General features: G+C 69.1%; 3 protein-coding genes. 1 reads left to right on the top strand and 2 read right to left on the bottom strand.

From position 1 onward, the window contains the following. Positions 1 to 173: 173 nt before the first annotated feature. Complete coding sequence (locus AZG88_RS15845) at positions 174 to 1304, bottom strand: magnesium and cobalt transport protein CorA (protein WP_005253068.1); 1131 nt, start codon at positions 1302 to 1304, stop codon at positions 174 to 176. A 303-nt stretch (positions 1305 to 1607) separates the two neighbouring features. On the opposite strand from AZG88_RS15845, the gene AZG88_RS15840 reads away from it, so the two are divergent. Beyond that, positions 1608 to 2303, top strand: a complete 696-nt coding sequence (locus AZG88_RS15840) for a 3'-5' exonuclease (protein WP_005243892.1) — start codon at positions 1608 to 1610, stop codon at positions 2301 to 2303. A gap of 6 nt (positions 2304 to 2309) precedes the next feature. Here AZG88_RS15840 and AZG88_RS15835 read toward each other — a convergent pair. Continuing rightward, positions 2310 to 14384, bottom strand: a 12075-nt coding sequence (locus AZG88_RS15835) for an amino acid adenylation domain-containing protein (RefSeq protein ID WP_156517499.1), incomplete at its 5' end; no start/stop codon positions are given.

Below are 14384 nucleotides of genomic sequence, written 5' to 3'. Positions count from 1 at the left end.
CGCCGTCGACGGCGTGAAGGTGACGGAGATCGTGCAGGGCGCCACGTCCGTGGACTCGTGCAGCACGTCGTCCAACGGATACGAATACCCCGAGCGCAAGTTCGTCGTCTGCGTCGACGAACTCTGACAGCAGGCGCCGGCCGGCTGCGGGCACTGCCCGCAGCCGGCCTCGCTCACAACCAGCCGCGGCGTTTGAAGATCGTGTACAGCCCGGCGCAGGTGAGCATCATCAGAGACAGGGCGAACGGATACCCACCGACCCAGTGCAGTTCGGGCATGTGGTCGAAGTTCATGCCGTAGACCGTCCCGATCAGGGTGGGCGCGAACAGGATCGCCGCCCACGCCGACACCTTCTTGATCTCCTCGTTCTGCGCATAGCTGGCCTGGGTCAGGTTGCGCATCTCCTCGTTCTGCTCCTGCGACACCAGGGTGGCGTTGACGGTGAGGATGTTCCCGAGCAGCTGACGGAAGCCGTCGGCCCGCTCCACGACGACCGTCGCGTGGTCGGTGACGTCACGCAGATAACGCTGCAGTTCCTCGTCGGTGTTGTACTTCTCGAATCCCGCCGACAACCCGCGCAGCATCCCGAGCAGCGGCCTTGTGGCCCTCTGGAATTCGATGACCTCGCGGGTGAGTTCGTAGATGCGCCGCGACACGCCCGGCGCTCCGCTGAACACCTCGGTCTCGATCTCGTCGATGTCGTTCTGCAGTCCGGCGACCACCGGCGCGTACCCGTCGACCACGGCGTCGAGGATGGCGTAGAGAACCGCCTCGGGTCCGAGCCGGAGCAGGTCCGGGTTGCTCTCCATCCGCCGGCGGACCGCCGACAGGTCGGGGGATTCGCTGTGCCGGACGGTGAGCACGAACGTCGGACCGCAGAAGACGTGCAGCTCACCGAATTCGACGCGCTCGGTCTCGTCGCAGTAGCGCGCGGCGCGCAGGACCACGAACAGTGTCTTGCCGTAACGCTCCAGCTTGGGCCGCTGATGGGCGACGATCGCGTCCTCGACAGCCAGCTCGTGCAGGTCGAATTGCTTTGCTGCCGCGTACAACTGGGCGTCGTTCGGCCGGTACATCCCGATCCACGCCATCGACGACGCGTCCGGCAGGCTCGCGAGAGCCTCCGACAGCGTGGCCGGGGTGGCCGTCTTCCGGCCGTCGCGGTAGACGGCGCTGTTGACCACAGTTTCCTCCGCAGGCGTCGGTTCGACGGGCCGGCGGGTCACCGCGTGACCGGCGTCGGCGTCGGACAGACCGGCGGAACGGCTGGGGAGGAGGGAACGGATCGGGCGCAGCTGAGGCATGACACGGGGCTTTCGAGGGAAAGTGGGCAGCGCGGAACGGCGCTGAGGAACACGGACCGTGAAACCGCGCACCTACCGGTGGAACGGTTTCAGTTGGTACTCGGAGGTTGGCTTCTCATCGGATGCCACACCTCCTTTGCTCTCTCGAAAGGGCAGTTCACGACCTCGGAACTGCAGACCGGAGGACACGATACCCCCGGCGACCGGCCGCGACAACCTGGGATCCCCGCCGTGTCGGTCCCGGATCCGGCGCCTGCAGCGGCAGATACTGGGCGGGCAACGAATCACCACCGAGAGGCCCCCATGACCAGCTGGTCGGACAGACCGATCTGCGCGTTCGACCTGGAGACGACGGGACCCGACCCCACCGACGCCCGCATCGTCTCCGCGTGCATCGCCGTCGTCGACGCTCACCACTTCGAGTCGCGAACCTGGCTGCTCGACCCGGAGGTTCCCATCCCGCAGGGCGCCTCGGACGTGCACGGAATCTCCACGGAGTACGCCCGGTCCCACGGACAGGACTACGCCACCGGGTACGGCGAGATCCGCGAGGCTCTGCACGACGCGTGGACCCGCGACCATGCCGTCGTCGCGTTCAACGCCTCCTACGACCTGACCGTCATGCACACCGAGGGCCTGCGCCTCGGGCTGACCGAACTCGTCACCGGCATCGTGGTCGATCCCTACGTCATCGACCGCGAGATGGACCGGTATCGGAAGGGCAGGCGCACTCTCGGCGCGGTGTGCGAGCACTACGGCATCGCGCTGGAGGACGCCCACGAGGCCGAGGCCGACGCGATCGCCGCCGCGCACCTCGCCCGGACGCTCGCGCAGGAGTATCCGAATCTGCGGGCCCTGGACATCATGAGCCATCAGGCCGGCTGGCACGCGGAACGGCAACGCGACTTCGCCGACTACCTCGTCCGGCAGGGCCGTGACGCATCGGACGTCAACGGCGAGTGGCCGATTCGCGGTCTCCCCCGGTTCCGCATCGCCTGACCCGATTCACGGCCGTTCGGAGAGCGCGCGCGAGAGGACCGGCCCGATGACGGCGAGGGACTGCGGCTCGATCATCTCGTTGTGCCCGCAGTCCACGGGCCGCTCGTCGATCCGGCCGGTCACGAGCGGCCGCCACTCGTCCGCCGACCGCGCACGGGTCGCGCCGTTCCCGTCGTGCCTGGCGGGGAAGATGAGCAGGTCCCCGTCGTAGACCCGCGGCACGAAGTGGTGGGCGAGCCACCTCGAATTCTCGTATCCCGCGGTGATCCGTTCGAGGTCGTGCCCTCGCACTCCGGTCTCGGTCCCGAACGACTCGTCGATCAACCGGGCCGCGTGCTCGTAGGTCATCTCACCGTCTCCCTCGGTCTGGAGTCCCAGCCCGCGCAGGAGGTCCCGGATCTCCAGCCTGCCGACCAGCGGGTCCTCGCCGCCCACGGGGTAGCTGTCCATGACGGCGAGTGTCGCGACTTCTTCGCCGGCCCTCTGCAGTTCGACGGCCATGGCGTGCGCGATGACCCCGCCGAGGGACCAGCCGAGCAGGTCGTACGGGCCGGTGGGCTGGATGGCCTGCATCTCCTCGACGTATCGATGGGCCAGTTGCTCGATCGTCCGGTAGTCGCCGTCACCGCTGATCGTGGGCAGCTGCAGTCCGTATGCGGGCCGGTCGGGAGGGAGATACCGCACCAGACCTGCGTACCCCCAGGACAGGCCGATGCCCGGATGCACGCAGAACAGCGGTCGCCCGCTTCCCTGCGCACGCAGCGGAATCACCACGGCGAGTGCCTCTTCCATACCGGCGCTCCGGTGTGGAAGGTCCAGGCGGCGGGCGATCCCCGCCGGTGTCGGGTCGAGGAACATCCACTGCAGCGGAACCCGCCGGTCCAGCGCGGCCTGCAATGCGCTGACGATCCTGGTGGCGAGGAGCGAATTTCCGCCGAGATCGAAGAAGCTGTCCGCGGTGCCCACCCGGTCCACCCCGAGAACCTCCGCGAAGGCGTCCACGACGATGCGCTCGTTGTCCGTGGCCGGTGCCCGGAACGCCGCACCGGTCGAGCCGAATTCCGGTGCGGGTAACGCCTTCCGGTCGAGTTTGCCCACCGGGGTCATCGGAATCCGATCGAGAACGACCACCGCGGACGGCACCATGTGGGTGGGCAGGCGCTCGGACGCGTAGGTGCGCAGCCCCGCGGGCTCCACCTCCTGTCCGTCCTGAACCCGCACGTACGAGGCGAGCACGGTGTCACCGGACGGGCCGGTGTGGCCGATGGTGGCGGCGAAGGCAACCGCCGGGTGACGGGCGAGCACGGCGTCGATCTCCCCGAGTTCGATGCGGAAACCACGGACCTTCACCTGGAAGTCGCTGCGCCCGATGTACTCGAGCGTGCTGTCGCGTGCGACATTCCCCGTCGCTGCGCTCGCCGACTTCTGCCAGCGCACCACGTCGCCGGTCCGGTACATCCGGGTGCCCGGTTCCCCGAAATTGCAGGCGACGAATCGTTCCGAGGTGAGCGCCGACCGGTTGTGGTACCCGCGTGCCATACCCGGTCCGGCGATGTACAACTCGCCCGGCACGCCGACCGGGACCGGCTGCAGCCGCTCGTCGAGGACCAGGAACGCGAAACCCCGTGCGGGTGAACCGATGTTCACACCCTCACCTGGTCGCATCGCGGCGCTGACACTCGCCTGGATCGTGGTCTCCGTGGGCCCGTACCCGCTGTGCAGGCTCCGCCCCGGCGCCCACCGCGCCACCACTTCCGGCGGGCACGCCTCGCCCACCAGATCCAGGACCCGGAGCGAATCGAGTCCGTCGTTGTCGAGGGCCGCCAGCGCGGTCGGCGTGATGGTCGCATGGGTCACCTGCTCGCGACGGAACAGATCCGCCAGTTCGCTGCCCCCGACGACGGCAGGCGGCACGATCACGACGCGCGCCGACGCACTGAACGCCATCATCAGCTCGAACACCGACGCGTCGAAGCTCGGGGACGCCAACTGCGAGACCCGGGACTCGTGCGTGACCTGGAACCGTTCGTGCGTCTCCACGGTGAAATCGGCCATGCCCCGGTGGGTGACGGTCACGCCCTTCGGTCTTCCGGTGGACCCCGACGTGTAGATGAGATAGGCCGGGTGGGCGAGGTGCAACGGAGTCGTCCGATCCTCGTCGGTGATCGGTGCCGGCGACACGTCCGCCACCTGCGCGGCGAAGTCCTCGTCGTCGAGGATCAGCCACGGAACGGTGTCGGGCAGGGTGCTCCGGCGACTTCTCACGGTGAGGCCGAGCGCAGCCCGGCAATCGGTGAGCATGTACTCGATACGGTCGCGCGGGTAGGTGGGGTCGACGGGCACGAACGCCGCGCCCGTCTTGGTGATCGACCAGATCGAGATCACCGACTCGATCGACCGGGGCATGCCGACAGCCACGAACGTCTCCGGTCCCACCCCGCGGCCGCGGAGAACCCGGGCCACCCGGTTGGACCACTCGTCGAGTTGGCGGTAGGTCACGCGCCGGTCCTCGAAGGACAGGGCCACCGAGTCCGGGTCGAGCGCGGCGGCGGCCGTCAGCAGGTCGGGCCACAGCTCGGGGCGCACCTCCGGCGCGCCGCGGGCAGGGGCCATCGCCCGCAACTCCGCCTCGTCGAGGAGGGGAAGGTCGCCGATCGGCCGGTCGTGGTTCACGGTGACGGCGTCGAGGATCCGCACGAAGCGGTCGGCGAAGCCACGGACCGTGTCGGAGTCGAAGAGATCGGCGGCGAAGTCGACGGCGCCGTTCATCCCCGCGGGCGCACCGTTCGCGTCGAGCTCCTCCGCCAGGAGGAATTCGAGATCCACCTTGACCACGGCGAGCCCGGGATCGATTCCACGAACTTCCAGTCCCGGCAATGTCAGGACCGGCCGCTCGTTGTTCTGGAATTCCAGCGAGACCTGGACGAGCGGCGCATACGCCGTCGATCGGGTCGGCCCGACCGCCTCCACCACCCGCTCGAACGGAACGTCGGCATGCGCGAAGGCGCCGAGGTCGACGTCGCGACAGTGCGCGGCCAGGGCGGTGAACGACTCGGCCGCATCCACCTGCGTGCGCAGTGCGAGAGTGCCCACGAACATGCCCACCAGATCGTCGAGTGCGGGCTCTCCCCGGCCGGCGATCGGGGTGCCGACGGCGACGTCCGGGGTTCCACCGAGGCGGCTGAGCAACACCGCGAGGGCGGCATGCACGGTCATGAATTCGGTGGAGCCGAGCCGTCGCGACAACTCCCGGATGCGCCGGTGAAGGTCGCTGTCGATGGAGAAGTGGATGCGCTCGCCGCGGAAGGACTGCTGGGACGGCCGATCCCGATCCGTGGGGAGTTCCAGGAGATCGGGGGCGCCGGCCAGCGCGGTCGTCCAGTAGTCGAGTTGCCGCGAAATCAACGACTGAGGGTCGTCGTCCGAACCCAGCGACTCCCGTTGCCACAGGGCGTAATCGGCGTACTGCACCGGCAGGGGTGCCCAGTCGGGCGCGCCGCCCGAGACGCGGGCGCCGTACGCTGTCATCACGTCGCGCACCAACGGGACCATCGAGAACCCGTCTGCCGAGATGTGGTGCACCACCACGGCTAGTACATGCTCGGTGGTGCTCAGTGAATACAGCCCGACCCGCAGCGGAAGTCTCACGGTGACATCGAAACCCGCCGAGACCAGCCGGGTCAGTTCCTCCCGCAACTGCTCGTCCGAGACGGTGCCGGGGATCAGTGCGGGCACCGCACCCGCGGCGGGCAGGATCTGCTGAACCGGCCAGTCGCCGCGGACCGGGAACATCGTACGCAGCGACTCGTGCCGGGCGACGACATCGGTGAGCGCCGAATTCAGTGCTCCCACATCGAGGTCCCCGCTGAGTGTCACCACGATCGGAATGTTGTAGGCGGCGGAGGTGGTGTCGAGCTGGTTGACGAACCACATCCGCTGCTGCGCGAACGACAGCGGAATGTCCTCTGGCCGGGTGCGGGCCGCGAGCACCGGTCGTCCGGACTGCTCCGCACCGGCGTGCTCGATCCGTGCCGCCAGCGCGGCGACCGTGGGCGCCTCGAACAGATCACGCACCCCACACTCGGTGCCGAGCAACGCTCGCAGCCGCGCCATCACCCGGGTGGCGCTCAGGGAGTTGCCGCCGATGTCGAAGAAACCGGCGTCGGCGCCGACACGCCCCAGTCCGAGTACGTCCGCGAAGACGCCGGCCACCGTTTCCTCGATCGGACCGACCGGCACCCGGTCGTGCCCCGTCCCGGAGAGCAGGTCGGGCTCGGGCAGTGCCGTGCGGTCCAGCTTGCCGACCGCCGTCAGTGGAATGCGATCCAGCACCGTGATCGAGGTGGGCACCATGTGGGACGGCAGACGGTCCGCCAGGTGCCGGGTGAGTACCGCCGTGTCGAGGGACCGACCCGACGCCGGAACGACGTACGACACCAGCAGGGTGTCCCCCGCAGGACCGCGATGCGCGAGAGTGGCGGCGAATCCGACGTCCGGTTCCGACATGAGGGTGGAGTCGATCTCGCCGAGTTCGATGCGGAAACCGCGCACCTTCACCTGGAAGTCGGTGCGGCCCACGTACTCGATGCTGTGGTCTGCCGTCCACCGCACGATGTCGCCGGTGCGATACATCCTCTCCCCGGGACGGACGGGGTCGGCGACGAACCGCTCGGCGGTGAGTGCCGGTCGGCGGTGGTAGCCGCGGGCCAGGCCGGCCCCGGCGAGATACAACTCGCCCGGAACCCCCACAGGGACCGGTTGCAGCCGGGAGTCGAGCACCAGTTCCGTCACCCCGCGGATCGGCCCGCCGATGGTGATCGGGTGCCCGGGGACCATCGGCTCGCTGATGTTGGACATGATCGTCGTCTCGGTCGGTCCGTACGCGTTGTACAGCCGGCGGCCCGGCGCCCAGCGGGCGACGAGTTCGGGCGGGCAGGCCTCGCCGCCGAACACCAGGTCCGTGAGCTGCGCCAGCCCGGCCGGATCGAGTGACGCCAACGCAGCGGTGGTGATGAAGGCGTGGGTCACGCTCCGGTCGGCCAGCAGCCGCGCGAGTTCGTCGCCACCGAACACGGTGGGCGGCGCGATCACCATCGTCGCGCCGGCACCGAAGGCCTGCAGGTACTCGAACACCGACCCGTCGAAACTCGGTGTGGAGAAGTGCAGAGTCCGGGACTGCGGTGTCGCACCGAAACGTTCGAGCTGGTCGAGAGCGAAGTTGTCCAGTCCGCGATGGGTGACCACCACGCCCTTGGGCACACCCGTGGACCCAGACGTGTAGACGGCGTACACGGCGGTGTCCAGCGTGACCGGACCGCTCCGGTCGACATCGGTCACGGGTGCCCCTGACCGCTCGGCGCACTCGGTCGCGAAGCCGGGCTCGTCCAGGATCAGCCAGTGTGCGGTGCCCGGGAGCCGGTCTCGGTGTTCGGTCGTGGTCACACCGAGGGTGACTCCGGAATCGACGAGCATGTGAGTGATGCGCTCGTCGGGGTAGTTCGGATCGATCGGCACGAATGCCGCACCGGTCTTCGCCACCGCCCACATCGACAGCACCGAGTCGAGGGACCGCGGTATCCCGATGGCCACGAACGTCTCCGGGCCCGCCCCACGCGCGATGAGTGCGCGCGCGAGGCGATTCGACCGCTCGTCCAGATCGCCGTAGCGCACGTCGCCCTCCTCGGAGGACAGTGCGATCGCGCCCGGATCGAGCGCGGCCCCCTCTTCGAGGATCTGCGGCAGCGTGCGGGTCGACCCGCCCGGACCGCCGCGGACCGGCACCAGGTCGGCGCGCTCCCGGTCGGTCAGCAGCGACAGCGCGGCCAGCGGCTGGTCCGGACGAGTGCACGCGTCGAGCACTCGCAGCACGCGTCCGGCGATGTCGTCGATGGTGTCCGCGTCGAAGACGTCCGGGAGGTACTCGAACTTCAGGCGCAGACGAGCGTCGACGGATGCCACGAGGCTCAGCGGATAGTGGGCCGCATCTCGCGCGTCCACTCCGGCGACGCGCATTCCGGCGATGTCGGTCTGGGTGGAGAGCCCGGCGCGGTCGACGGGGTACGACTCGAACACCGTCAACGTGTCGAATCCGACCTCCGGCCCGGCGGCACTCTGAATCTCGGCCAGCCCGAGGTAGTGGTGATCCAGCAACGCCGCCTGCTCGGCCTGCACCCGTTCCAGCAGGGCGCCCACCGTGTCGTCGGGGCGCAGCCTCACCCGGACGGGCAGTGTGTTGATGAACAGTCCGACCATCGTCTCGATGCCGGCCAGTTCGGGGGGCCGCCCCGAGACGGTGGTGCCGAACAGCACGTCATCTCGGGCGGTCAACGTACCCAGCACAATCCCCCACGAGACCTGAACGAGTGTGTTGACGGTGAGTCCCCGCGAACGCGCGACGTCACGCAGGCGGGTGGTGTGGTCCTCGTCCAGGTCGAAGACGAACTCGTCGGACATCGTGGACAGCCGCCGTCCCAGATCCGAGCGGGCCAGCAACGTCGGTCCGTCCACCCCGGCGAGGGCCCGAGCCCACACCTCACCGGAGGCGCCCTGATCTCGGCGGCTCATCCACGCCAGGTAGTCGCGGTACCCGCGGACGCGGGGCAGCGGCGACGGGTCCGCGTCGGTGGCGTACAGCGTCAGCAACTCCCGGACCAGCAACGGCATCGACCAGCCGTCGAGGAGGATGTGGTGGTTCGTCGACACCAGCCGGTAGCGGTTCGGCGCGGTCGCGATCAGCATGAACCGGATGAGCGGGGCACGCGTCAGGTCGAACGGGCGGACCCGGTCCTCGGCCAGCAGTCGCGCGACCTCGGACGCCGCAGCGTCCTCGTCGAGAGCCGTGAGATCGACCTCGCACCAGGGCGCCTCCACCCTTCGGCGGATCACCTGAACGGCGTTGCCGTCGGCGTCGTGCCGGAAGCAGGCGCGCAGATTGGTGTGCCGGTCCAGCAGGGCATCGGCCGCGCGGCGCAGTCGAGGCGGATCCACGGCGCCCTCGAGTTCGAGGCTCACCTGCACCAGGTAGGCGTCGAGGGAGTCGTCGGCGAGTTCGGAGTGGAAGAGCATGCCGGACTGCAGTGGCGACAGCGGCCACACGTCCGTCAGGTCCGGACAGGCGTGTTCGAGGTCCTCGATCGCATCCTGTCGAAGTTCGACGAGATCGAGATCCGACGGCGTGAACCCGCCGCCACCCGACTCCACATGCGTGCCGAGAGCGGCGAGCGCCTGCAGCCACAGCTGCGCGAGTTCCTCGACCTCCTCGTGGGTGAGGACGCCCGGCGGGTACGTCCACGTGGAGTTCAGCTGGGGGCCGTCGCCCGAGTCGACGGTCATCGCGTTGACGTCGACGACGGCCGCGACGGGCACCGCCGACTTCTCGCGCAGTCCCGGTTCCTCGACCGGCACCCACCCCTCGTCGGTCTCCGTGGCGGTCCGGCCCATTCTGCCGAGATAGTTGAAGCTGACCTGGGGCATCGGCAGCGGCGAAAGAACCTGCGCCGTATCGTCGTTCAGGTATCGGAAAAGTCCGAAACCGATGCCGTGGTCGGGAACGACGAGGAGTTGCTCCTTCACGGTCTTCATCGCGACCCCCACGGACGGGCCCGCGGCGAACGCGTCGTCGAGGTCCACCCCGCTCAGATCGAGTCGCACCGGAAAGAGGGTGGTGAACCAGCCGATCGTGCGCGCGAGATCTGCGCCCGGCACCACCTGCTCCTCACGACCGTGCCCCTCGAGACCCACCAGCGCGCCGGGGAGTTCGATCCCACGCCGTCGCCGCCAACTCGTCAGCGCCATGGTCAGTGCCATCAGCAGCGCATCTCCCACACCGGCGTGGAAGGCCCGCGGCACGGTTGTCAGGAGCGTCTCGGTCAACGGGGCAGAAACGCGTACCGCGAAGTGCGCGGCGGTCGCAGCGGTGTCCGACACGGTCACCGGGCGCGACCCCAGCAGCGGGTCGGGCGCGTTGAGCATTCCCCGCCACAGTTCGACCTCGGCGGTGCGCTGGGGTTCACGCGCGGCGTCGGCGAGGGCGTGCGCCCACCGGCGCATCGACGTCCCCGGTGGCTCGAGCGCCGGTGCCGCGCCGGACTGCAGTTGCGCGCACACCGCCGCGAGGTCGGGGATCAGGATCCGCCAGGACACGCCGTCCATCGCCAGATGATGGACGACGATCAGCACGCGCCCCGGATGGTCACCCCCGCCCAGCCAGACCGCCTGCATCATCACGCCCGACTCCGGGTCCAGCCGATCGAGGGCACTGTCGAGTTCGGCGCCGACATCGTCCGTCCGGCCCCGGCGGAGAACGCTCGCCGCCCGCACCGATCCTTCTGCCTGCACCTCCATCGACCAGCCCTCTTCGGTGCGGGACGTGCGGTACAACCGCGCCCGAAACAGGTCGTGCCGATCCAGCACGGCCTGCAGCGCCGCCGTCAGGGTGTCGTCGTCCACCGTAGCGGGCAGCGTGAACAGTGCGGACTGCGAGTAGCGGCGGAAATCCCCACCTCGGGCGAGCATCCACCGCACGATCGGAGTCAGCGGAATCTCGCCGATCCCGCCCCCGGGCAGCTCGTCGAGAACCACCGTCCCGACATCCGTTCCGGCCGTCGCGGCCAGCCCGGCAACGGTTTTGCGTTCGAACACCTCGCGTGGCGAGATCAGTATCCCGGCGGCCTTGGCGCGGGTGACCAGCTGGATGGACATGATCGAATCCCCGCCGAGGGTGAAGAACGAGTCGTCGACCCCCACCGAGTCGAGGCCGAGGACCTCCGCGAACAGGTCCACGAGGGTACGTTCCGTCTCGGTGACCGGACCGCGCCCCACGGTCACTCGCTGTCCGAAGTCCGGTTCGGGCAGCGCTTTCCGATCGAGTTTGCCGTTCACCGTCCGCGGCATCTCGTCGAGAACCACCACAGCGGCCGGCACCATATGCGACGCCAATCGCTCCGCGGCCGCATCGACGATCGCCGCCGGGTCGATCGCGACACCGGTCTCCGGCACCACGTACCCCACCAACCGGTCCCCGCGTGCCGTCACGGCAGACTGCGCCACCCCCTCGCACGCGAGCAGCGCCGATTCCACCTCACCGAGTTCGATCCGGTAGCCCTTCACCTGCACCTGGAGGTCGTTGCGGCCGAGGTACTCCAGCTGTCCGCGTGCGTTCCACCTGCCCAGGTCGCCGGACCGGTACATCCGGGCCCCGGGAGTGAAGGGGTCGGCGACGAATCGGCCGGACGTGAGGGCCGGCCGGCCGAGATAGCCACGTGCGACCTGAGCCCCGGAGACGTACATCTCCCCGACCACGCCCGGCGGCACCGGATGCAGTCGTCCGTCGAGCACGTACACGCGCAGTCCGGGCAGTCCCCGGCCGATCACCGATGCGGGCTCCTCCTCGACGAGGTCCCGGGCGATCGGCAGGTGGCTGACGTGCACGGTCGTTTCCGTGATGCCGTACATGTTGACCAGGACCGGCGCGGTGTCGCCCCGGCGTGCGTACCAGCGCCGCAACTGGCCGAACTCGAGGGCCTCCCCGCCGAAGATGACATACCGCAGCGACAGGCCGGGTCCACCGGCGAGACGATCGGCCTCCGCCAATTGGTAGAAGGCGGTGGGGGTTTGATTCACGACCGTGACTGTTTCGTCGCGCAGAAGTTCGAGGAACTTCGCGGGTGAGCGCGCCGTGAAGTAGTCCACCAGCACCAGCCGGCCACCGTGCGCGAGCGCTCCCCACATTTCCCACACCGAGAAGTCGAACGCGGCGGAATGGAACATGGTCCACACGTCGGCCGGTCCGAATCCGAACAGCGTCTGGGTGTTCGCCAGCAACGTGATCACATTGCGGTGCGAGACCTGCACGCCCTTCGGCTGCCCGGTGGAACCGGACGTGTAGATCACGTACGCCACCGAGTCCAGGTGCAGCGGAGCACGGCGGTCGGCGTCGGTCACCGGCAGCGACGACAGCCGCTGCAGCGCGGTCACTGTCTCGGGGTCGTCCACAACAACTACCGGAACCCCGGCGCCGCGGAAGGTCCCGGCGTCCGCGGTCGTGGTGAGCACACACTTCGGCCGGGCGTTGCCGAGCAGGAAGGCCAACCGCTCGCCAGGAGAGGCCACGTCCACCGGAAGGTACCCGGCACCCGACTTCACCACCGCCAGCACTGCCACGACGAGGTCGATCGACCGCGTCATCCCCACCGCCACCAGGTTTTCCGCGGCTGCCCCCTGTTCCACCAGCAGTCTCGCGAGCCGGTTGGCCCGGTCGTCGAGCTCGCGGTACGTCACCGACGCGTCGTCGCAGCGCACCGCGACGGCATCGCCCGCGGATGCCACCATGCGATCGAACGCATCCACGAGCGACAGCGGTGGGACATCGGTCCCCGGCCGATGCGCGGCGGTGAGCAGGAGCTCGCGTTCGGGCGCGTGGAGGATGTCGACGTCCCCGACGGGCGCGGCCGGGTCGGTGGTCACGGCCGCGATCACCCGCGCGAAGCGCTCGGCGAAACTCTCCACCGACGCGCGATCCAACACGTCGGTCGCGTAGCGGAGGCCGGCGCTGATCCCGGCAGGCACGCCCTGCTCGTCGACCCGCTCCACCAGGCTCAGCTGCAGATCGAACTTCGCGACGTCCAGATCGACGTCGAGCGACCGGGCGGTCAACCCGGGCAGTTCCAGGTGGGTTCGGGTGGCGTTCTGGAATTCGAGCAACACCTGGAACAGGGGTGAGTGCGCGGTCGACCGCTCGGGTGCGAGTTCGTCCACCAGCCGCTCGAAGGGAAGGTCTGCGTGCTCGAACGCGCCGAGGTCCACCGACCGCACGGCGGTGAGCAGGTCGGCGAACGACGATCCTGGCGCCACCGGTGTGCGGAGCACCAGCGTGTTGACGAACATCCCCACGACGTCGTCGAGTGCCGCGTGGCCCCGGCCCGCGATCGGGGTTCCCACTACCACGTCGTCCGATCCCGACACCCTCTCCAGCAGCACGGCCAGCGCGGCGTGCACCACCATGAACAGCGTCGAATTGTACTGTCGTGCAAGATCGGCCAGAGCTCCGTGGACGGACGGCGGGATGTCGAACGGGACGACGGCCCCGAGGAAGGACCGCTGGACGGGTCGTGGCCGGTCCAGGGGCAATGGCAGCACGTCCGGGATGCCGGACAACGTCCGGACCCAGTACCCGAGCTGACCGGACATCATCGAATCGGGCTGGTCTTCGGTGCCCAGAGCCTGTCGCTGCCACAGGCTGTAGTCGGCGTACTGCACGGGCAGCGGCGCCCAGCTGGGTGCCTGCTGCTGTGCCCGGGCGGTGTAGGCGAGCATCACGTCCCGCGCCAGCGGCGCCATCGAGAAGCCGTCGGCGGCGATGTGGTGCGCGACGAGGGCGAGGACGTGCCGCTCGGGAGTGAGTGTCCACAGCCTCACCCGGATCGGAAGGTCCTCGGTGACGTCGAATCCCACGCCGAGGAATGCGGTGAGCGAGTCGTGAAGGGCTCCTTCGGCAACCGGGACCGGATCGAGGTCGGGGGCCGCGAGCGTGGAGTCGACGATCACCTGCCGGGGTCCGTCGGCGGAACCGGGAAACACGGTCCGCAGCGACTCGTGGCGTTCCATGACGTCGCCGAGTGCCGCTCGTAGTGCAGCCAGGTCCACTACCCCGTCCAAGTGCAGGGCGATCGGGATGTTGTAGGCCGGTGAGGAGGTGTCGAACTGGTTGACGAACCACATGCGCTGCTGCGCGAGGGATAGGGGAATCCGCTCGGGCCGCGCCGTAGCGGTGAGCGCCGGGGAGGCCGAACTCGTCATCACGTCCGAGTCGATCCGGACGGCCAGATCGGACACCACGGGTGCGTCGAACAACGCCGCGACACCCAGACTCGTGTCCAGCGCGCTGTTGATGCGTCCCACCGCACGGGTGGCACTGAGCGAGTCTCCACCGAGATCGAAGAAGCTGTCGTCGGCCCCCACGCGGTCGACACCGAGGACGGCGGCGAAGGCCGTGGCGACCGCTTCCTCCGCGGGTGTGGTGGGCCCGCGGTATCCGACCGTGCGCGTGCCGAATTCCGGCTTCGGCAGGGCTTTGCGGTCGAG

Source organism: Rhodococcus sp. LB1 (genome assembly GCF_001583455.1).
Lineage (GTDB): Bacteria > Actinomycetota > Actinomycetes > Mycobacteriales > Mycobacteriaceae > Rhodococcus_F > Rhodococcus_F opacus.
The sequence above is the reverse complement of the archived record's forward strand: the minus strand, read 5'-3'. Positions and strand labels throughout refer to the sequence as shown.

What these genes read in the sequence shown, in the direction of transcription:
- AZG88_RS15845 (WP_005253068.1), bottom strand. Translation starts at nt 1,304, where the DNA reads ATGCCTCAGCTGCGCCCGATCCGTTCCCTCCTCCCCAGCCGTTCCGCC.
- AZG88_RS15840 (WP_005243892.1), top strand. Translation starts at nt 1,608, where the DNA reads ATGACCAGCTGGTCGGACAGACCGATCTGCGCGTTCGACCTGGAGACG.